20 protein-coding genes are annotated in these 20,335 nt (G+C 66.8%); 14 read left to right on the top strand and 6 right to left on the bottom strand.

Annotated features, from left to right (window positions below; genetic code table 11):
- Window positions 1–7: 7 nt before the first annotated feature.
- Window positions 8–1,039 carry a small ribosomal subunit biogenesis GTPase RsgA gene (gene rsgA / locus NF616_RS18240; protein ID WP_252274948.1) on the bottom strand — a complete coding sequence of 344 codons (1,032 nt, stop codon included), beginning with the start codon at window positions 1,037–1,039 and terminating at the stop codon, window positions 8–10.
- A gap of 87 nt (window positions 1,040–1,126) precedes the next feature.
- Between rsgA and NF616_RS18235 the strand changes: the two genes are divergently transcribed.
- Together NF616_RS18235 and orn are read left to right on the top strand one after the other, a co-directional pair.
- The gene (locus NF616_RS18235; RefSeq protein WP_252274946.1) at window positions 1,127–1,897 is read left to right on the top strand and encodes a class I SAM-dependent methyltransferase; all 771 of its coding nucleotides are present in this window, start codon (window positions 1,127–1,129) and stop codon (window positions 1,895–1,897) included.
- 60 nt (window positions 1,898–1,957) lie between these two features.
- Window positions 1,958–2,503, top strand: coding sequence for an oligoribonuclease (gene orn, locus NF616_RS18230; protein WP_252274944.1), 546 nt, complete (start codon window positions 1,958–1,960; stop codon window positions 2,501–2,503).
- A gap of 243 nt (window positions 2,504–2,746) precedes the next feature.
- Here orn and queG read toward each other — a convergent pair whose 3' ends face one another.
- The gene (gene queG, locus NF616_RS18225; RefSeq protein ID WP_252274942.1) at window positions 2,747–3,817 is read right to left on the bottom strand and encodes a tRNA epoxyqueuosine(34) reductase QueG; all 1,071 of its coding nucleotides are present in this window, start codon (window positions 3,815–3,817) and stop codon (window positions 2,747–2,749) included.
- A 65-nt stretch (window positions 3,818–3,882) separates the two neighbouring features.
- Here queG and NF616_RS18220 point away from each other — a divergent pair, with 65 nt between their 5' ends.
- The 12 genes from NF616_RS18220 (at window position 3,883) to NF616_RS18165 (ending at window position 16,945) form a co-directional block, all read left to right on the top strand.
- The gene (locus NF616_RS18220) at window positions 3,883–5,382 is read left to right on the top strand and encodes an NAD(P)H-hydrate dehydratase (RefSeq protein ID WP_252274940.1); all 1,500 of its coding nucleotides are present in this window, start codon (window positions 3,883–3,885) and stop codon (window positions 5,380–5,382) included.
- Window positions 5,383–5,438: 56 nt separating this feature from the next.
- Window positions 5,439–5,855: a tRNA (adenosine(37)-N6)-threonylcarbamoyltransferase complex ATPase subunit type 1 TsaE gene (tsaE, locus tag NF616_RS18215; RefSeq protein WP_252275080.1), complete on the top strand. Its 417-nt coding sequence runs from the start codon at window positions 5,439–5,441 to the stop codon at window positions 5,853–5,855.
- A 13-nt stretch (window positions 5,856–5,868) separates the two neighbouring features.
- A complete protein-coding gene (locus NF616_RS18210) occupies window positions 5,869–7,317 on the top strand; it encodes an N-acetylmuramoyl-L-alanine amidase (RefSeq protein ID WP_252274938.1) in 1,449 nt (482 codons plus the stop codon).
- Complete coding sequence (mutL, locus tag NF616_RS18205) at window positions 7,314–9,188, top strand: DNA mismatch repair endonuclease MutL (RefSeq protein WP_252274936.1); 1,875 nt, start codon at window positions 7,314–7,316, stop codon at window positions 9,186–9,188. The genes NF616_RS18210 and mutL overlap by 4 nt, the downstream gene beginning before the upstream one ends.
- A gap of 146 nt (window positions 9,189–9,334) precedes the next feature.
- Window positions 9,335–10,306, top strand: a complete 972-nt coding sequence (gene miaA / locus NF616_RS18200) for a tRNA (adenosine(37)-N6)-dimethylallyltransferase MiaA (protein ID WP_252274935.1) — start codon at window positions 9,335–9,337, stop codon at window positions 10,304–10,306.
- A 95-nt stretch (window positions 10,307–10,401) separates the two neighbouring features.
- Complete coding sequence (gene hfq, locus NF616_RS18195) at window positions 10,402–10,656, top strand: RNA chaperone Hfq (RefSeq protein WP_021701802.1); 255 nt, start codon at window positions 10,402–10,404, stop codon at window positions 10,654–10,656.
- Window positions 10,657–10,668: 12 nt separating this feature from the next.
- Window positions 10,669–11,970 (top strand): ribosome rescue GTPase HflX, encoded by a 1,302-nt coding sequence (gene hflX, locus NF616_RS18190; protein WP_252274933.1) that lies wholly within the window; start codon window positions 10,669–10,671, stop codon window positions 11,968–11,970.
- A 95-nt stretch (window positions 11,971–12,065) separates the two neighbouring features.
- Window positions 12,066–13,214, top strand: coding sequence for an FtsH protease activity modulator HflK (gene hflK, locus NF616_RS18185; protein WP_252274931.1), 1,149 nt, complete (start codon window positions 12,066–12,068; stop codon window positions 13,212–13,214).
- On the top strand, window positions 13,214–14,083 hold the full coding sequence (hflC, locus tag NF616_RS18180) for a protease modulator HflC (protein ID WP_252274929.1): 870 nt from the start codon (window positions 13,214–13,216) through the stop codon (window positions 14,081–14,083). The genes hflK and hflC overlap by 1 nt, the downstream gene beginning before the upstream one ends.
- A gap of 105 nt (window positions 14,084–14,188) precedes the next feature.
- Complete coding sequence (locus NF616_RS18175) at window positions 14,189–14,374, top strand: DUF2065 domain-containing protein (RefSeq protein ID WP_252274926.1); 186 nt, start codon at window positions 14,189–14,191, stop codon at window positions 14,372–14,374.
- Window positions 14,375–14,409: 35 nt separating this feature from the next.
- Complete coding sequence (locus tag NF616_RS18170) at window positions 14,410–15,597, top strand: ATP phosphoribosyltransferase regulatory subunit (protein ID WP_252274925.1); 1,188 nt, start codon at window positions 14,410–14,412, stop codon at window positions 15,595–15,597.
- Window positions 15,598–15,649: 52 nt separating this feature from the next.
- Entirely contained in the window at window positions 15,650–16,945 is a 1,296-nt protein-coding gene (locus tag NF616_RS18165; RefSeq protein ID WP_252274922.1) for an adenylosuccinate synthase, read from the top strand.
- 121 nt (window positions 16,946–17,066) lie between these two features.
- Here the strand turns inward: NF616_RS18165 and ppa are convergent, their stop codons facing one another.
- The 4 genes from ppa to NF616_RS18145 all read right to left on the bottom strand — a co-directional run bounded on the left by ppa (window position 17,067) and on the right by NF616_RS18145 (window position 20,297).
- Window positions 17,067–17,594 (bottom strand): inorganic diphosphatase, encoded by a 528-nt coding sequence (ppa, locus tag NF616_RS18160; protein WP_021701809.1) that lies wholly within the window; start codon window positions 17,592–17,594, stop codon window positions 17,067–17,069.
- Window positions 17,595–17,671: 77 nt separating this feature from the next.
- Window positions 17,672–18,490: a M90 family metallopeptidase gene (locus NF616_RS18155; protein WP_252274920.1), complete on the bottom strand. Its 819-nt coding sequence runs from the start codon at window positions 18,488–18,490 to the stop codon at window positions 17,672–17,674.
- Between the two features lie 49 nt (window positions 18,491–18,539).
- The gene (locus NF616_RS18150) at window positions 18,540–18,992 is read right to left on the bottom strand and encodes a GNAT family N-acetyltransferase (RefSeq protein ID WP_252274918.1); all 453 of its coding nucleotides are present in this window, start codon (window positions 18,990–18,992) and stop codon (window positions 18,540–18,542) included.
- 144 nt (window positions 18,993–19,136) lie between these two features.
- Window positions 19,137–20,297 (bottom strand): iron-containing alcohol dehydrogenase, encoded by a 1,161-nt coding sequence (locus NF616_RS18145; protein WP_252274916.1) that lies wholly within the window; start codon window positions 20,295–20,297, stop codon window positions 19,137–19,139.
- Window positions 20,298–20,335 lie beyond the last annotated feature (38 nt).

Below are 20,335 nucleotides of genomic sequence, written 5' to 3'. Positions count from 1 at the left end.
TTTTGGCTCAGTACTCGGGTTCGGGCAGGCTGGCGAGGATGTGCCGGTAGCTGGCCATCCGCTGCGGCTGGATACGGCCATCCTCTAGGGCCTGGAGCAACGCGCAGCCGGGCTCGCGGTCGTGCTTGCAGTCACGGAAGCGACAGGTGCCGAGCAGGTCGCGGAATTCGATGAAGCCAGCCTCCACGTCGTCGCGACTGACGTGGCCCAGGCCGAATTCGCGGATGCCGGGTGAGTCGATCAGCTCGCCGCCGCCGGGGAAGTGGAACAGCCGCGCCGTGGTGGTGGTATGAGTGCCCTTGCCGGTGACTTCCGACAGCTCGCCGACGCGGGTGTCCACACCCGGCAGCAGGCTGTTGACCAGCGACGACTTGCCCACTCCGGACTGGCCGACGAACACGCTGACGTGCCCGTCCAGGCGCTGCTGCAGCAGCTCCATGCCGCCGCCCTGGCGCGCCGAGACTTCCTGCAGCTCGTAACCGAGCTGGCGATAGGTACTCAGCAGGTTTTCCAGGTGCGCCGAGTTCTCTTCGTCGATCAGGTCGGCCTTGTTCAGCAGCAGCAGCGGGCGGATGCCGGCATGTTCGGCGGCGATCAGGTAACGGTCGATCAGGTTGGCGTGCGGATGTGGCAGCGGGGCGAAGACGATGACGATCAGGTCGACGTTGGCCGCCACCGGCTTGAGCTGGCCGCGCATGTCCGGGCGGCACAGCTCGGAATTGCGCGGCAGTTGGGCGACGATCACCCCGTGGCCCTGGTTGCCGGCGCGCCACACCACGCGGTCGCCGGTGACCAGCGCCGGCAGATTGGCGCGCAGGTGACAGCGTTGCGTCTGGCCGAGCAGCTCGCCTTCCAGGGCCTCGACCTCGACCTGCACGCCGAAGTGGGCGATGACCAGGCCGGTCTGCTCCGGGCCCAGGTCGCCGCCTTCCAGCTCCTCGAGCAGGCGCGATTCGCGCTTGGCCGCGCGGGTGGCGCGCTCTTCCTGGACTTTTTCGATGCGCCAGCTCTGGCGGCGGGTCAGTTGGCGTTTGGCCATGGCCTTTCCGGTGGGATGAGAAACGGCGGCGAGTTTAGCACGGGCCCCATCTGGTTCTGGCGGCGGCCTGCTGGTACAACGGGCGCCATGCTCGACACCCTGCGCTGCCGCTATCCCGCCGTTCTCGCCCTGCTGGCCCAGCTCCTGGCCCTGGCCGCGTTGGCTGTGGCCGTGCTCGCCGCGGCGCGCTTGGGCGAGTGGCGGCCGAGCTTGTGGCAGGCGGCGCTGGGTCAGGGCGGGCTGGCCGCGGCGCTCGGCCACTGGCTGGGCCTGCGGCGCTGGTGGTTGCCACTGAACCTGGCGTTCGTGCCCGGGCTCCTGGCGCTGCAAAGCCGCGAATGGCCTGCCTGGTGGTTCCTCGCCGCGTTCCTGTTGCTGTTGTTGCTCAACTGGAACAGCTTCCGCGAGCGTGTGCCGCTGTATCTGAGCGGCGCGCGCACCCGCCAGCGGCTCAGCGAGCGCCTGGTCGGGCTGCCGGCGGACTTCCGCTTCGTCGACCTGGGCTGCGGCCTGGGCAGTGCCCTGGTACAGCTGGCGCGTGACTACCCGCGGGCGCGGCTGGTCGGCGTCGAGACGGCGCCGCTGGTCTTCCTCTTCGCCTGGCTGCGCTGCCTGCCGTACCGCAACTGCCGGGTGCGCTACCGCAGCCTGTGGGACGAGCCGCTGGGTGGCTACGACGTGGTCTACTGCTTCCTCTCGCCGGCGCCGATGGCCGAGCTGTGGACCAAGGCCCGCTGCGAGATGCGCCCGGGCAGCCTGCTGATCAGCAACAGCTTCGAGATCCCTGACGTGGCGCCGGACGAGGTCATCGAACTGACCGACTGGCGCGCTTCGCGGCTGTTGCTCTGGCACCTATAACGGGCCCGGCGGCGTTCACAAACGGCTAAACTGCCCGGCATTCGCACAGGAGCAGACGTCATGCCGCAGAACCCCAACAACCTGATCTGGATCGACCTGGAAATGACCGGGCTGGAGCCGGAGCGGGACGTGATCATCGAGATCGCCACCATCGTCACCGACAGCGAGTTGAACGTGCTGGCCGAGGGCCCGGTGATGGCCATCCACCACAGCGACGCGGTGCTGGCTGGGATGGACGAGTGGAATACCCGCACCCACGGCGAGAGCGGCCTGACCCAGCGCGTGCGCGACAGCGCCATCGATACCGCGGCGGCCGAGGCGCAGACCATCGCCTTCCTCGAGCAGTGGGTGCCCAAGGGCAAGTCGCCCATCTGCGGCAACAGCATTGGCCAGGATCGGCGCTTCCTCTACAAGTACATGCCGGCCCTGGAGGCCTACTTCCACTACCGCTACCTGGACGTGTCGACCCTGAAGATCCTTGCCGGCATGTGGGCGCCGCAGGTCAAGGATTCGTTTCAGAAGCAGGGCGCGCACCTGGCGCTGGACGATATCCGCGAATCCATCGCCGAGCTGCGGCACTACCGCCAGCACTTCCTCAAGGTCTGACGGCTCTTTCGTAGGAGCGGAGGGCGCCCGGTTATTTGCTCGCAAACCGGGGTGCGGCGAGAGCTTGGCAGCAGATATCGCGCCTGCAATCGTCGCCAGAGGCCAATCCTGGGACGCAGGGAATTTCGCCCGCGGATTGCATCCGGGCTACCGTGCTTCCTGAGGTGTAAGCCCAGCCTTCCGTAGGGTGCGCTGTGCGCACCGCCGGTCTACCGACAGCGTTCCTGGGTGCGCACGGCGCACCTAGCTTCCGCGTTGCTGGTGGCGCGCCAGCGCCCATTGCACATGCTCGCGCACCAGTTCCGACGGATGCTCGCGGCGTGCCTCCAGCGCCTGCAGCACGGGAATGGTCGAGGGCGCGTTGCCCAGCCCCACGGCCAGGTTGCGCAGCCAGCGCTCGTAGCCGGCGCGGCGCAGCGGCGAGCCTTCGGTGCGGGTAAGGAATTCCTCCTCGGTCCACAGGAACAGCTCGACCAGGCCGCCGCTGTCCAGGCCGTGGCGCGGCTGGAAGTCGCCCTGCTCGGTGGGGCGGGCGAAGCGGTTCCACGGGCAGACGATCTGGCAGTCATCGCAGCCGAATACCCGGTTGCCGATGGGCCCGCGCAGCTCCTCGGGAATTGCGCCCTTCAGCTCGATGGTCAGGTAGGAAATGCAGCGCCTCGCGTCCAGCACGTAGGGGCCGACGAAGGCATTGGTCGGGCACACGTCCAGGCAGGCGCTGCAGCGGCCGCAGTGCTCGCTGCCGTGCGGGGCGTCCACCGGCAGAGCGATGTCGACGAACAGCTCGCCGAGGAAGAACCAGCTGCCGGCCTTGCGGTTGAGCACTAGGGTGTTCTTGCCGATCCAGCCCAGGCCGGCCTTCTCCGCGATGGCCTTCTCCAGCACGGGCGCACTGTCGACGAAGGCGCGGTAGCCGAACGGGCCGATTGCGGCCTGAATACGCTCGGCCAGTTGCTGCAGGCGCTTGCGCACCAGCTTGTGGTAGTCGCGGCCCAGGGCGTAGCGCGACACGTAGGCCTGCTCCGGCTGGGCCAGGCGCTCGGCCATCCGGGTGTCGCCGGGCAGGTAATCCATGCGCAGCGAGACTACCCGCAGGGTGCCGGGCACCAGTTCGTCCGGGTGGGAACGTTTCGAGCCATGGGCGGCCATATAGTCCATCTCGCCCTGATAGCCGGCCTCCAGCCAGCGTCGCAGGTGCGCCTCGTGCTCGCCCAGCTCCACGTCGGCGACGCCCACCTGCTGGAAGCCCAGCTCTCGGCCCCAGTCCTTGATGGACTGCGCCAGTTGAGCGAGGTCGAGCGGGGAGTCGGGCATGATGGGACGGCAAGGCGGGGGAGATGGGTATAATTCTGCCAGACCTCAGCCCCATAAGCCGAACCATGCCCGCTGCCGACGCCGCATTACCCCTTCCGCTATACAGCGCAGCCCAGGTCCGCGACCTGGATGCCCGCCTGATCGCCGCCGGCACGCCCGGTTTCGAACTGATGCAGCGCGCCGCCCATGCCGCCTGGCGAGCCCTGCGTCGCCGCTGGCCGCAGCTCGGCGAGATCACCGTGCTGGCCGGCGCCGGCAACAACGCCGGCGATGGCTACCTGATCGCCGAACTGGCGCAGAAGGCCGGCTGGCGCGTGCGTGTGCTGGCGGTCGGCGCGCCGGAGACGCTGAGCGGCGATACCGCAGTGGCCCGCGACGCGGCACGTGCAGCCGGTGTAGCGGTCGAGCCCTGGAGCGAGCCTGCCGAATTGCGCGGCGTGCTGGTCGACGCCCTGCTCGGCACCGGCTTTCGTGGCGAGTGGCGCGCGCCTTATGCCGCCGCCGTCGAGGCGATCAATGCCGCGGGCCTGCCGGTGCTGGCCGTGGATATCCCATCGGGCTTGTGCGCCGACACCGGCCGGGTCGCGGAGTCGGCGGTGCGCGCCGATCTCACCGTCAGTTTCATCGGCCTCAAGCTGGGGCTGTTCACCGGCGACGCACCGGACTGGGTCGGCGAGCTGGCGTTCGATGATCTGCAGGCCGATATCGTGCTGGTCGCCCAGCAGCCGCATGTCGCGCTGCGTCTGGCGGACGACGCCGTGCCGCTGCTGGCGCCGCGCGCCCGCACCGCGCACAAGGGGCGCTTCGGTCACGTGCTGGTGATCGGCGGCGACCGTGGCTTCGGCGGCGCCGCTTTGCTCAGCGCAGAAAGCGCGCTGCGTGCCGGCGCCGGCCTGGTGTCCTTGGCGACCCGCAGCGAGCATCTGCCCGCCAGCCTGGCGCGCCTGCCCGAGGTGATGTGCCAGCCCACCGAGTCCACCTATCAGCTGCTCGGCCTGTGCGAGCGCGCCGATGTGCTGGTGGTCGGTCCCGGTCTCGGCCAGCAAGCCTGGGGGCGCAGCCTGCTCAGCGCCGCGCTGGCCAGCGAGCGGCCGCAGGTCTGGGATGCCGATGCCCTCAATCTGCTGGCCGAGGGCGTGGTGCAGGCGCCGCGTGATGCGGTGCTCACGCCGCATCCGGGCGAGGCAGGTCGTCTGCTGGGACTGTCCACTGCCGAAGTGCAGGCCGACCGCCCTGCGGCTGCCCTGGCGCTGGCGCGCAAGTACCAGGCGGCAATCGTGCTCAAGGGCGCCGGCAGCCTGGTAGCCGCGCCCGATGGCCGGCTGCTGTTGTGCGACCTCGGCCACCCAGCCATGGCGACCGCCGGGCTGGGCGATGTCCTCGCCGGGCTGATCGGCGCGCTGCGTGGGCAGGGGCTGGCGGCCTTCGAGGCCGCCGCGCTGGGCGTCTGGCTGCACGCGGGCGCCGGCCAGCGCCTCGGCGAACACGGCCGCGGCCTGGCGGCCAGCGATCTGATTCCGACCATTCGTCAGCTGTTGCAGGAGCATGCGCCGTGTCTGAGGTGACCCCGTCGAAGGCGACGCCGCCAGCAGTGACCCTCTATGCCGAGGGCGAAGACGCCATGTACCAACTGGGCGCGCGCATCGCCCAGGCGACCGGCGGTCGTGGAGTGATCTACCTGCACGGTGATCTGGGCGCCGGCAAGACCACTCTGTCGCGCGGCATCCTGCGTGGCCTGGGGCATGGAGGTGCGGTGAAGAGCCCGACCTTCACGCTGGTCGAGCCCTACGAGCTGGGCGAAACGCGGGTCTTCCACTTCGATCTGTATCGTCTGGCCGACCCGGAAGAGCTGGAGTTTCTCGGCATTCGCGATTACTTCGAAGGCGATGCCTTGTGCCTGATCGAGTGGCCCGAGCGCGGTGCCGGCGTTTTGCCAAAGGCCGACCTGGACATTACCATTAGCCCGCAAGGAGTCGGCCGCGCGCTGCAGTTGCAGCCACATGGCGCGCGAGCCGAGGCGTGGTGTGCTGCCTTATAAGAGTTCAAGAAAGATGGGGAAGGCTATGCGCATGCTGGCACGGATGAGTGGTGTTGGGCTGGTGCTGGCGGCGCTGGCCGCGGACGTCCTCGCCGCGAGTGAAATCCGCAGTGTTCGCCTGTGGCGCGCCCCCGACAACACCCGGCTGGTCTTCGACCTGTCCGGCCCGGTGCAGCACAGCGTGTTTACACTGGCCGCGCCGAACCGCATCGTCATCGACGTCAGCGGCGGCCAAATGTCCACGAAACTGGATCAGTTGTCGCTGAGCAATACCCCGATCACCGGTATCCGCTCGGCCCAACGCTCGCCCAACGAGCTGCGCCTGGTGCTCGATCTGTCCGCCGTGGTCACGCCGAAGAGCTTCAGCCTGGCGCCCAATCAGCAGTACGGCCACCGCCTGGTGGTAGATCTGTTCGATCAGGAATCCGCAGCGCCGAGCACGCCCCAGGCGCCGCAGGTCACCCAGCCGGCCGCGGGCGTCACGCCGCCGCCGGTGGTCGCGGTGCCGGGCAGTGCGCCGGCCAAGCTGCCCGTTGCGCCAGGCGCCAAGCGCGACATCGTGATCGCCATCGACGCGGGCCACGGCGGTGAGGACCCCGGCGCCCTCGGCCCGGGCCGCAAGCTGTACGAAAAGAACGTCACCCTGGCCATCGCCAAGGAGTTGCAGCGGCAGATCAATGCCGAGAAAGGCTTCCGCGGCGAGCTGGTGCGTACCGGCGATTATTTCATCCCGCTGCGCAAGCGCACCGAGATCGCCCGCAAGAAGGGCGCCGACCTGTTCGTCTCCATCCACGCCGACGCGGCGCCGCGGGCTGCGGCCTTTGGCGCCTCGGTCTACGCCCTGTCCGAGCGCGGCGCGACCTCCGAGACGGCGCGCTGGCTGGCCGATGCCGAAAACCAGTCCGACCTCATCGGCGGCGCCGGCAACGTCAGTCTCGACGACAAGGACCGCATGCTCGCCGGCGTGCTGCTCGATCTGTCCATGACCGCCTCGCTGTCCTCCAGCCTCAACGTCGGCCAGAAGGTCCTGAGCAACATGGGCCATATCACCCCGCTGCATAAGCGCCGGGTCGAACAGGCCGGCTTCATGGTGCTGAAGTCGCCGGACATCCCGTCGATCCTGGTGGAGACCGGCTTCATCTCCAATCCCAACGAGGCCAAGAAGCTGTCGACCTCCCGGCATCAGCAGGCCCTGGCGCGCTCGATCACCGCGGGCGTGCGGCAGTTCTTCCATCAGAATCCGCCGCCCGGCACCCTCATCGCCGTGCTGCGCGACCAGGGCAAGATCACCGCGGGCCCGCGCGAGCACGTGGTCACCTCCGGGGAGAGCCTGGCGCTGATCGCCCAGCGCTATCAGGTCAGCCTGTCGTCCCTGCGCAGCGCCAATGCGCTCAAAAGCGACACCATCAAGGTCGGCCAGACCCTCAGCATTCCGGCCACGGCCCTGGCGGGCCAGCCATGAGTGAGCTGCGCCGCATCCAGCTGCTGAGTCCGCGGCTGGCGAACCAGATTGCCGCCGGCGAGGTGGTCGAGCGGCCCGCCTCGGTGATCAAGGAGCTGCTGGAGAACAGCCTGGACGCCGGCGCCCGCCGGGTCGACATCGAGGTCGAGCAGGGCGGCATCAAACTGCTACGGGTGCGCGACGACGGCGGCGGCATTCCCGCCGACGACCTGCCGCTGGCCCTCGCCCGCCACGCCACCAGCAAGATCCGCGAGCTGGAAGACCTGGAGGCGGTGTGCAGCCTCGGTTTCCGCGGCGAGGCGCTGGCCTCGATCAGCTCCGTCGCGCGCCTGACCATGACCTCGCGCACCGCCGATGCCGAACAGGCCTGGCAGGTGGAGACCGAAGGCCGCGACATGGAGGCGCGGGTGCAGCCCGCGGCGCATCCGGTCGGTACCTCGGTGGAAGTGCGCGACCTGTTTTTCAATACCCCGGCGCGGCGCAAGTTCCTGCGCGCTGAGAAGACCGAGTTCGATCACCTGCAGGAAGTGATCAAACGCCTGGCCCTGGCCCGCTTCGATGTCGCCTTCCACCTGCGCCACAACGGCAAGACGGTATTCGCCCTGCACGAGGCGCCGGACGAGATCAGCCGCGCCCGTCGGGTGGCCAGCGTCTGCGGCCCGGCCTTCCTCGAGCAGGCGCTGCCCATCGAGGTGGAGCGCAGCGGCCTGCGCCTGTGGGGCTGGGTCGGCCTGCCGACGTTCTCGCGCAGCCAGGCGGACCTGCAGTATTTCTACGTCAATGGCCGCATGGTGCGCGACAAACTGGTCGCCCACGCTGTGCGCCAGGCCTACCGCGACGTGCTGTTCAATGGCCGTCATCCGACCTTCGTGCTGTTCCTCGAGATCGATGCGGGGGTGGTCGACGTCAATGTGCACCCGACCAAGCACGAGGTGCGCTTCCGCGACAGCCGCATGGTTCACGACTTCCTCTATGGCACCCTGCACCGGGCGCTGGGCGAGGTGCGGCCGGAGGACCAGTTGGCGGCACCGGCGGCGGTGGGGCAGATCGTGCGTCCGAGTGGTCAGGCGGCCGGCGAGTTCGGCCCGCAGGGCGAGATCGGTCTGGCCGCCACCGTGCTGGAGCGGCCAGCGGTCGAGTCGTCCGTCTGGCGCTCGCCGGGCGCCGGTTATCAGTCGCCGCGGCCGCAGCCGGCCATCCCGCAGGCCGAGGCCCAGGGCGCTTATCGCGAGTACTTTGCACCGCTGGCCGAGCCGTCGGCCGTATTGCCTCAGACTCAGGGCGATATCCCGCCGCTGGGCTATGCCCTGGCTCAACTCAAGGGCGTCTACATCCTCGCCGAGAACGCCCAGGGCATGGTGCTGGTGGACATGCACGCGGCTCACGAGCGCATCACCTATGAGCGGCTGAAGACCGCCATGGCCTGCGAGGGCCTGCGCGGCCAGCCGCTGCTGGTGCCCGAATCCATCGCCCTGAGCCAGCGCGAGGCCGATTGCGCCGAAGAACACGGCCAGTGGTTCCAGCGCTTGGGCTTCGAGCTGCAGCGTTTGGGTGAGGAGAGTCTGGCGATCCGTCAGATTCCCGCGCTGCTCAAGCAGGCCGAGGCGACCCAGCTAGTGCGCGACGTGCTCGCCGACCTGCTGGAGTACGGCACCAGCGACCGCATCCAGGCCCATCTCAACGAGCTGCTAGCGACCATGGCCTGCCACGGCGCGGTGCGTGCCAACCGGCGCCTAACCCTGCCGGAGATGAACGCCCTGCTGCGCGATATGGAGCACACCGAGCGCAGCGGTCAGTGCAACCACGGCCGGCCGACCTGGACCCAGCTGGGCATGGATGATCTGGACAAGCTGTTCCTGCGCGGTCGCTGAGGCAGCGTTCGTGCGGCTACGCGTGCTCGCGTCACGTTGAAAATCCGTTCGGATTGCTCGGGTGCAGCGAGTAAACTGCGCGTCCCTCACCGATTCATGTCTCGCTCGAGCGTCACTTGCGACGCTCGGCGAGCGACTCCAGAGTTATGACCGAGCGCCTGCCTCCCGCCATCTTCCTGATGGGCCCCACCGCCTCCGGCAAGACCGACCTGGCCCTGGCCCTGGCCGATGCGCTGCCGTGCGAGCTGGTCAGCGTCGATTCGGCGCTGATCTACCGTGGCATGGATATCGGCACGGCCAAGCCTGACAACGCCACGCTGGCGCGCTATCCGCACCGCCTGGTGGACATTCGCGATCCGGCCGAGAGTTATTCGGCGGCGGAATTCCGCGCCGACGCCCTCGCCGCCATGGCCGAAATCACGGCGCGCGGACGCATCCCGCTGCTGGTGGGCGGCACCATGCTGTATTACAAGGCGTTGCTCGAAGGCCTGGCGGATATGCCGGGCGCCGATCCTGTCGTTCGCGCCGAGCTTGAGGCCTGGGCTGCGGCCGAGGGCTGGGAGGTGCTGCACCGGAACCTCGCGCGACTCGATCCGGAGTCGGCGGCGCGTATTCATCCCAATGACCCCCAGCGCCTGATCCGGGCGCTGGAGGTGCAGCGGGTCAGCGGCCTAAGCATGACCGAGCACCGTCAGCGTCAGGCGGCGCAAAATGGCGGTCTAGAGGCGCCAGGCGCGCGGCATTTGCCTTATACTGTCGCGCAATTTGCCATTGCCCCGGATCAGCGTCAGGTGTTGCACGAGCGGATCGCCCGCCGATTTCACCTGATGCTGGAACAGGGCTTTGTCGAAGAGGTCGAAGCGTTGCGCCTGCGGGGTGACCTGCATGCGGGACTGCCATCGATCCGCGCGGTAGGCTATCGCCAGGTATGGGATTACCTGGAAGGAAGCCTCGACCGCGAGGAGATGGCCGAGCGGGGCATCATTGCCACGCGTCAGCTGGCCAAGCGCCAGTTCACCTGGCTCCGTGGCTGGGAAAATCTGCAGTGGCTGGACAGTCTGGCCAGTGACAATCTGACTCGTGCCTTGAAATACCTGAAGGCGGTCTCCATATTGTGATGAGACCTGCCTATTCGCCGTCTATCCTTGGTTTTGATACGGCATAAGCCATTTTTAGCGTTACTACAATTTGACCCCTTGAAGGAGTGCGGCACATGTCAAAAGGGCATTCGCTACAAGACCCTTACCTGAATACCCTGCGTAAGGAACGCGTACCGGTTTCCATTTATCTGGTTAACGGCATCAAGCTGCAAGGCCAGATCGAATCCTTTGACCAGTTCGTGATTTTGCTGAAGAACACTGTCAGCCAGATGGTCTACAAACACGCCATTTCCACCGTGGTGCCAAGCCGCCCGGTGCGCCTGCCCAGTGCTACGGAAGGCGAACAGGTCGAGCCGGGCAACGCCTGATAGGAGCCTGACTTGTTCTTCGAGCGTCACGGTGGCGGTGAGCGGGCCATTCTCGTTCACCTGGAAGGCAGTAACCCCGAGGCGGCCGAAGATCCGCAGGAGTTCCAGGACCTGGCTCTTTCGGCGGGCGCGGACATGGTGGCCCTGGTCACCGTGACGCGCCACATGCCCACGGCCAAGTTCCTCATCGGCAGTGGCAAGGTCGAGGAACTCCGCGACCTGGTCAAGGAGTCCGAGGCCGAGCTGGTCATCTTCAATCACACCCTCACCCCGAGCCAGGAGCGCAACCTCGAGCGCGTCTTCGAGTGCCGGGTGCTCGACCGTACCGGTCTGATTCTCGATATCTTCGCCCAGCGCGCCCGCACCCACGAGGGCAAGCTGCAGGTGGAGCTCGCCCAGCTCGACCACATGAGCACGCGCTTGGTGCGTGGCTGGACCCACCTCGAGCGGCAGAAGGGTGGCATCGGTCTGCGTGGCCCGGGTGAAACCCAGCTGGAGACCGACCGTCGTCTGCTGCGTGTGCGCATCCGCCAGATCAAACAGAAGCTGGAGAAGGTGCGCAGCCAGCGCGAGCAGGCTCGTCGTGGGCGTCGACGTGCGGACATCCCTTCGGTGTCGCTGGTCGGCTATACCAACGCCGGCAAGTCCACGCTGTTCAACGCGCTGACCACCTCCGAGGTCTATGCGGCGAACCAGCTGTTCGCCACCCTGGACCCGACCCTGCGGCGCCTCGAGCTCGAAGACCTTGGAGCGGTGGTGCTGGCCGACACCGTGGGATTCATTCGCCACCTGCCACACAAGCTGGTGGAGGCCTTCCGTGCGACGCTTGAAGAGTCCAGCAACTCCGACCTGCTGCTGCACGTGATCGACTCCCACGAGCCGGAGCGCGAGCAGCAGATGGAGCAGGTCATGGCGGTGCTCGGCGAGATCGGCGCCAATGAATTGCCGATGCTCGAGGTGTACAACAAGATCGACCTGGTCGAAGGTGTCGAGCCGCAGATCCAGCGCGATGGCGACGGCAAGCCCGAACGGGTCTGGCTGTCGGCGCGCGACGGTAAAGGACTCGAATTATTGCGCCAGGCGATTGCCGAACTGCTGGGCGAGGACCTGTTCGTCGGTACGCTGCGCCTGCCTCAAAGCCTGGGGCGTTTGCGTGCGCAGTTCTTCGCCGCCAACGCGGTTCAGAGCGAGGCACATGACGAGGTCGGTGATACGCTGCTGGCGATACGCCTGCCGCGCGCCGAGCTCAATCGGCTTGTGAGCCGCGAAGGTCTGAAGCCGCAGGACTTCCTCGCGCAACACACTTTGCAATAAAGCCTGGATCGCGGTTTTTGCCGCGACTCGGGGGCTTCGGTAGCATGGGGCGGCGCGCCGCGGGCGCGTCTTTGCTTTATCAGATGGAGAGCGCTATGGCTTGGAATGAGCCGGGTGGCAATTCGAACAATCAGGATCCCTGGGGTGGCCGCAAAGGCGGTGGTCGCCAGGGACCACCGGATCTCGACGAAGCCTTCCGCAAGCTGCAGGAGAGCCTGAACGGCATCTTCGGCGGCGGCAAGAAACGTGATGGCCAAGGCCAAGGTGGTGGTGGCTGGGGCCTGCTCGGCATCGGCGCAGTGCTGCTGGTCGCGATCTGGCTGTGGAACGCCGTGTACATCGTCGACGCCCAGGAGCAGGCGGTGATCCTGAGCCTCGGCAAATACGACCGCACCGTCGAGCAGGGCCTGAACATCTACTTCCCGCCGATCGAGAAGAAATTCCAGGAGAACGTCACCCGCGAGCGTTCCTTCTCCAAGGAAGGGCAGATGCTCACCGAGGACGAGAACATCGTCGAGGTGCCGCTGACCGTTCAGTACAAGATAAGCAACCTCAAGGACTTCGTGCTCAACGTCGACGCGCCCGAAGTGAGCCTGCAGCACGCCACCGAGAGTGCGCTGCGCCACGTCGCCGGTTCCACCTCGATGGACGAGGTGATCACCCTGGGTCGCGCACAGATGGGCCTCGAGGTCAGTCAGCGCCTGCAGAACTTCCTCGACGACTACGGCACCGGTATCACCGTCACCCAGGTCAACATCCAGCGCGCCACGGCTCCAGCCGAGGTCAAGGACGCCTTCGACGACGTGATCCGTGCCCGTGAGGACGAGCAGCGCGAGAAGAACCAGGCCGAGACCTATGCCAACGGCGTGGTGCCCGAGGCCCGCGGTCAGGCCCAGCGCATCATCGAGGATGCCAACGGTTACCGCGACGAAGTCGTTGCGCGTGCCGAGGGTGAGGCGGATCGCTTCAGCAAGCTGGTGGCCGAGTACCGCAAGGCGCCGGAAGTCACTCGCCAGCGTCTGTACCTGGACACCATGGAGCAGGTCTTCAGCAACACCAGCAAAGTGCTGGTGACCGGCGAGGAAGGCCAGAACAACCTGCTCTATCTGCCGCTGGACAAAATGATCGACAGTCGCGCCGGCACTGGCGCCGCTCCCAGCGTGCCGAGCGCCAGTGGCGAAGCCGGCAGCCGCGTAATCAACAATGTCGAGCGGGGCGACCTGCGCTCTAGGGAGAGCCGCTGATGAGCAACAAGTCGCTGTTTGCCCTGATCGCCGCTGTGGTGGTCGTGGTGCTGGCATGGAACAGCCTGTACATCGTCACCCAGACCGAGAAGGCCGTCCTTCTGCGCTTCGGTAAGATCGAGAACCCGAACGTGCAACCCGGGCTTCATGTGAAGATCCCGGTGGTGAACCAGGTGCGCAAGTTCGACGGCCGCCTGCTGACCTTGGAGTCGCCGATCCAGCGCGTGCTGACCCTGGAAAAGAAGGCCGTCATGGTCGACGCCTACGCCAAGTGGCGCGTCGCCGACGCCCAGCGTTACTACACCGCGACCTCCGGCATTCGTCAGATCGCCGATGACCGTCTTTCCCAGCGCCTGATCGCCGCTCTGGCCAACCAGTTCGGTACCCGCACGCTGCACGAGGTGGTCTCCGGCGAGCGCGATGCGCTGATGGCGGCGATCACCAAGTCGCTCAACAGCATGGCGCAGAAGGAGCTCGGCATCGAGGTGGTGGATGTTCGCGTCAAGGCCATCGACCTGCCGAAAGAGGTCTATCGCAGTGTATTCGACCGTATGAGCTCGGAGCGCGAGCGTGAGGCCCGCGAGCACCGCGCCAAGGGCCGCGAGCTGGCCGAAGGCATTCGCGCGGACGCCGACCGGCAGAAGCGTGTGATCCTCGCCGAAGCCTATCGCGAGTCCGAAGAGATCCGCGGTGACGGCGATGCCAAGGCCGCTTCGATCTACGCGGCCGCCTATGGCCAGGACGCCGAGTTCTATGCGTTCTATCGCAGCCTGGGTGCGTACCGCGACAGCTTCTCCAGCAAGAACGACGTACTGGTGCTGGATCCGAAGAGCGAGTTCTTCCGCTATCTGCAACAATCCAAGCCGTGATGCATCGCCCCGACCGGCCGTTCGGCCGTGTCGGGGTGACCGCACGGGAAAACGTGTTATCATGGGTCAGCCGGGAAAAACCCGGCTTTTTTGCGTCTGGGAATCATGTGGCAGGAACTCGGCATCGCGTTTTGTCTGATGTTGGTGCTGGAAGGCGTCCTGCCTTTCCTCTATCCACGACGCTGGCGCGGAACGATCGCGCAACTGGCACAGCTGCCTGACCGTCAGTTGCGCCTCATGGGGCTTGCTAGCATGTTGCTGGGGACCGCCCTCCTGTATCTGCTTCACTGATGGCTTGCCGCCCGTACCGAGAGGGGAATGGCGAAATGGCAACGGTAGACCGCTGGCTCCTGCCAGATGGCATCGAAGAAGTACTGCCGCCGGAAGCGGCACTGATCGAGGCGGCGCGCCGCCAGGTGCTGGATCTATTTCAGCGTTGGGGCTACGAGTTCGTCGTCACCCCGCACATCGAATATTTGGAATCCCTGCTCACCGGTGCCGGCCAGGACCTGGATCTGCGCACCTTCAAGGTGACCGACCCGCTTTCCGGTCGGCAGATGGGCTTCCGCGCCGACATCACGCCGCAGGTGGCGCGGATGGATGCGCACACCCTGCGCCGCGAAGGCCCGAGCCGCCTGTGCTACGCCGGCAGCGTGCTGCATGCCAAGCCGCGCGCCCTGGCCACCTCGCGCAGCCCGATCCAGCTGGGTGCCGAGCTGTACGGCGACGCCAGCCCGGCCAGCGACGTGGAAGTCATCAGCCTGATGCTCGACACCCTGGCTCTAGCCCGCGTGCCGGATGTGCACATGGACCTCGGCCATGTCGGCATCTACCGCGGCCTGGCCCGAGCCGCCGGCCTGTCCGGCGAGGCCGAGCAGCAGTTGTTCGACGCCCTGCAGCGCAAGGCTGTCGACGAGGTCGATGCACTCACCGAATCGCTGCAGCCGCACCTGGCCAGCATGCTCCGTGCCCTGGTCGAGCTGTGTGGCGGTCGCGAAGTGCTGGACCTGGCCCAGGCCTGCCTGGTGGAGGCTCCGGCCGAGGTGCATGCCGCGCTGGATCAGCTGGTGGCCATCGCCGACCAGCTGGAGCTGCGCTATCCCGAGCTGCCGCTGTACTTCGATCTCGGCGAGCTGCGCGGCTACCACTACCACACCGGCGTGGTGTTCGCCGCGTTCGTGCCGGGCGTCGGCCAGTCGATCGCCCAGGGCGGCCGCTACGATGACGTCGGCGGCAATTTCGGTCGGGCGCGCCCGGCCACCGGTTTCTCCACCGATCTGAAGACCCTGGTCACCCTCGGCGACATGCGTGTCGACGAACCGGCCGCCGGGGTCTGGGCGCCGGATCATCATGATCTGTACCTGTGGCAAGCCGTGCAGCGCCTGCGCAGCGAGGGCGTGCGCGTGGTCCAGGCTCTGCCCGGGCAGGATGTAAGCGCGGCGGGCGAGGCGGGCTGTGACCGCCAGCTGCAGCTGCGCGATGGACGTTGGCAGTTGGCGCCGCTGGCGTCCTGATGGTTTTCCGCCGGCTATGGCCGGCATCGAGCTTCCAAAGAGGACAAGTGTTATGGGTAAGAATGTCGTGGTCCTGGGCACCCAGTGGGGTGATGAGGGCAAGGGCAAGATCGTCGATCTGCTGACCGAGCAGGCTGCCGCGGTAGTGCGCTACCAGGGTGGTCACAACGCCGGCCACACGCTGGTGATCGACGGCGAGAAGACCGTGCTGCACCTGATCCCGTCCGGCATCCTGCGCGAAGGCGTGCAGTGCCTGATCGGCAACGGCGTGGTAGTCGCCCCCGACGCCCTGATGCGCGAGATCACCAAGCTGGAAGAGAAGGGAGTACCGGTGCGCGAGCGCCTGCGCATCAGCCCATCCTGCCCGCTGATCCTGTCCTACCACGTGGCCCTCGACCAGGCCCGCGAGAAGGCCCGTGGCGACGCCAAGATCGGCACCACCGGTCGCGGCATCGGCCCGGCCTACGAAGACAAGGTGGCCCGCCGCGGCCTGCGCATCGGTGACCTGTTCCACCGCGAGCGCTTCGCCTCCAAGCTGGGCGAGCTGCTGGACTACCACAACTTTGTGCTGGTCAATTACTACAAAGAGCCGGCCATCGACTTCCAGGCCACCCTGGACGAGTGCATGGCGTTCGCCGAGCTGCTGCGCCCGATGATGACCGACGTCACCGCCGACCTGCACGAGCTGCGTCGCGCCGACAAAGACATCATGTTCGAAGGCGCCCAGGGCTCGCTGCTGGACATCGACCACGGCACCTACCCGTACGTCACCAGCTCCAACACCACCGCCGGCGGTACCGCCACCGGTTCCGGTTTCGGCCCGCTGTACCTGGACTACATCCTCGGTATCACCAAGGCCTACACCACCCGCGTCGGCTCCGGCCCGTTCCCCACCGAGCTGTTCGACGAGACCGGCGCCTACCTGGCCAAGAAGGGCCACGAGTTCGGCTCCACCACCGGTCGTGCCCGTCGTTGCGGCTGGTTCGACGCCGTGATTCTGCGTCGCGCCATCGAGATCAACAGCATTTCCGGCCTGTGCCTGACCAAGTTGGACGTGCTCGACGGCCTGGAAACCATCCGCATCTGCACCGGTTACAAGGATGCCGCCGGCAACCTGCTGACCGACGCGCCGACCGACGCCGACAGCTACATCGGCCTGCAGCCGGTGTACGAAGAGATGCCGGGCTGGACCGACTCCACCGTCGGCGCCAAGAGCCTGGAAGAGCTGCCGGCCGCGGCGCGTGCCTATATCAAGCGCGTGGAAGAGCTGGTCGGCGCGCCGATCGACATCATCTCCACCGGCCCGGACCGCAACGAGACCATCGTCCTGCGTCACCCGTTCGCCTGATCCCGCTATAACGAAAAAGGCCGCTTTTGAGCGGCCTTTTTTGTGGGCGCGGTTTCCAATAGGCAAATCGCAGGCAATAAAAAGGCCGGCTTGTGGCCGGCCTTCAGGGGGTGGTACTGGCTTATTTTTGGTAAGCCGCTACCGCCTTCAGAATTGCTTGGCGGGCTTCGTCAGCGTTGCCCCAGCCTTCGACCTTGACCCACTTGCCCTTCTCGAGATCCTTATAGTTCTCGAAGAAGTGCTTGATCTGCTCCAGCAGCAGGGCCGGCAGGTCGGTGTACTCCTGGACGTCCTTGTAGATCACGGACAGCTTGTCGTGCGGGACGGCGATCAGCTTGGCGTCGCCGCCGGCTTCGTCGGTCATGTTCAACACGCCCACCGGACGGCAGCGGATGACCGAGCCCGGAGCGACCGGGTACGGGGTCACGACCAGCACGTCGAGGGGGTCGCCGTCGTCGGCCAGGGTGTGCGGGATGAAGCCGTAGTTGGCCGGGTAGAACATCGGGGTGGCCATGAAACGATCGACGAACAGGCAGTCGGTGTCGTGATCGATTTCGTATTTGATCGGCGCGTGATTGGCCGGAATCTCGATGGCGACGTAGATGTCGTTCGGCACGTCTTTGCCGGCCGGAACTTTGCTGTAGCTCATGGGCGACTCCCTTGGGTGGGCCAAAAAAAGTGGGCGGATTATAGGCACATTCCGGTGGCGTTACTACGACTGCCTGTTCATCCGTTGGTCGTGTCGCGGTAATCCGGATGGCTTTGCTGCAGGGCCTGCAGGCGGGCGAGCGGGTCCTGGCGGTAGAAAGCGGCGAGCTGGGTGTACACGGCCGGGAAGGCCTCGTGCAGCAGATCGGGCGCGGTGAAGAAGTATTCGCTGGTGACGGCGAAAAACTCGGCGGGATTCTCCGCCGCGTAGGGATCGATGGCGGTTGCAGCCTCGGGATCGGCGTCGAGCACCACGTTCATCCCGTCGTAGGCGGTCTGCATGGCCTGGGCCCAGTCCTGCACGCGCATGTCGCGGTGCAGCGGTGGCAGGCCGTTGGCGTCGCCACCCAGCATGTCGAGCTTGTGCGACAGCTCGTGGATCACCAGGTTATAGGCGTCCCAGCCACCTCCGGCCTGCACGCCGGGCCAGGCGAGGATCACCGGGCCCTGATGCCAGGCCTCGCCGCTGCGCTCGTCGTCCCATTCGTGTTCGATGCCGCTGGCATCGCGGTGGCGTTGCGGGCTGACGAAGTCGTCCGGGTACAGCACGATCTCGTGGAAGCCCTGATACCAGTCCAGGTCGGCCAGGTGCAGCAGTGGCAACTCGGCCTGGGCGGCCAGCGCCAGGCGGTCGATCTCGTCTAGCTCGACGCCGGGCAGGGCGGTTAGGCGCTTGCGATGAAGGAACAGGACGGCGCGCTGGAGCAGGCGCTGCGTTTCGGCCTCGCTCAGGCCGTCGAGGATCGGCAGGCGCGCGCGTGTTTCGCGCCAATGCTCGGGGGTGTAAGGCGAGCGGGACAGGATGCGCCGGCGGCGCCAGGCGCGGAAGGACCACATGGCTATGTCTCGGGCGATGCGGACGAGCAGCGGCTCGCCCGCGCGGCTATCAGTCGCCCAGCTCCAGGATGTAGTTCTTGAACAGGGCGTCTTCGCGGAAGCCGATGGACTCGTAGGTCTTCTGCGCCACCTCGTTGCTCACGCTGGTGGCCACGCGCATGCGCACGGCGTTGGTTTCCCTGGCCATCTGTTTGGCGGTCTGCAGCAGGCGGTCGGCGACCAGCATGCGGCGGGCGTCCTCGGCGACGAAGATGTCGTTGAGAATCCACACGCGCTTGAGCGACAGCGAGGAGTAGCTGGGAAACAGCTGGCAGTAGCCGAGCAGCTTGTCCTCGTCATCGGCCAGGGCCAGGTAGATCACCGACTCCTTGCGCTTGAGGCGGGTCTCGAGGAACTTGCGCGAGGAGTCCGGGAACGGCAGCTCGCCATAGAACTCACGGTACTTGATGAACAGCGGGGTCAGCAGGTCCAGGTGCTCCAGCGTGGCTTGGACAATGCGCATGGCGGGCCTCGTCGTCTTGAAGTGTGAGGGTGGCGCTGCAGATGCTGTGCCGGGTCATCCCGATGCTGCCCAATGCCGATGGAAAGCGCAATCCAAGCAAACGTTTGATTGCAGCGCAGGCGGCGAGTCGCCGCGCGGCGCGGCTCAGAGCCGGCCGTGCAGGGCGTTGGTGAACAGTTGGCCGACTTTCTCCTCGGTCAGCGGCAGCGGGTTGCCGCCGGCGGAAGGGTCGGCCACCGCCATCTGCGCGATCAGTGCGGTCTTGCCGTCGTCCAGCCCGAGTTCGGCCAGGCTGTGCGGCACGCCGACCTCGGCTCGCAGTTGCAAAACCATTTCCAGGAAGCTGTCGAAGCCGGGATTGGCCAGGCCCAGGTAGGCCGCCAGGCGGGTGATGCGCTCCTCGATGGCGCTGCGGTTGAACTTCAGCACGTAGGGCATCAGCGTGGCGTTGGTCATGCCGTGGTGAGTGTCGTACAGCGCGCCGATCGGGTGCGCCAGCGCGTGCATGCCGCCGAGGCCCTTCTGGAAGGCGGTGGCGCCCATGGCTGCGGCGGCGAGCATGTCGGCGCGGGCGTCGAGGTCGTCCGGCTGCTTGACCGCGCGCACCAGCGCGCCCTTGACCAGGCGCATGCCCTCCACCGCGATGCCGTCGGCCAGCGGGTGGAAACCCGGCGCGCAGTAAGCCTCCAGGCAGTGGGAGAGGGCGTCCATGCCGGTACCGGCGGTGATGAAGGCCGGCATACCGACGGACAGCGCCGGGTCGCTGATGACGATGCGCGGCATCATCTGCGGGTGGAAGATGATGCGTTTGGTGTGCGTGCGCTCGTCGGTGAGAATGCCGGCGCGGCCGACTTCCGAGCCGGTGCCGGCGGTGGTTGGCACGGCGATGATCGGGGCGATGCCGCGCGGATCGGCGCGGGTCCACCAGTCGCCGATGTCCTCGAAGTCCCACACCGGTCGCGCCTGGCCGCTCATGAAGGCGATCAGCTTGCCCATGTCCAGGCCGCTGCCGCCGCCGAAGGCGACCACGCCATCGTGCTTGCCGGCGCGGTAGGCGGCCAGGCCGGCGTCGAGGTTGCCTTCCACCGGGTTGGGCTTGAGGTCGCTGAACAGCGCGGCGCCGAGGCCGGCTTCCTTGAGCGAGTCGACGGCGGCGAGAGTGATCGGTGCGCTGCCCAGGCCGCGGTCGGTGACCAGCAGCGGGCGCAGCATGCCGATGCTCTTGCACAGCTCCGGCAGCTCTTGGATGCGGCCGGCACCGAAGCGCACCGAGGTCGGGTAGTTCCAGTTGGCGGTCTTGCTCATGGCGGGCTTCCTTGTTGGGTGGTAGCCCGGATGTAATC

It is taken from the genome of Pseudomonas subflava, from assembly GCF_023823685.1.
GTDB classification, from domain to species: Bacteria; Pseudomonadota; Gammaproteobacteria; order Pseudomonadales; family Pseudomonadaceae; genus Aquipseudomonas; species Aquipseudomonas subflava.
Note: the sequence above shows the minus strand (reverse complement) of the source record. Positions and strands in the feature narration are given on the sequence as shown.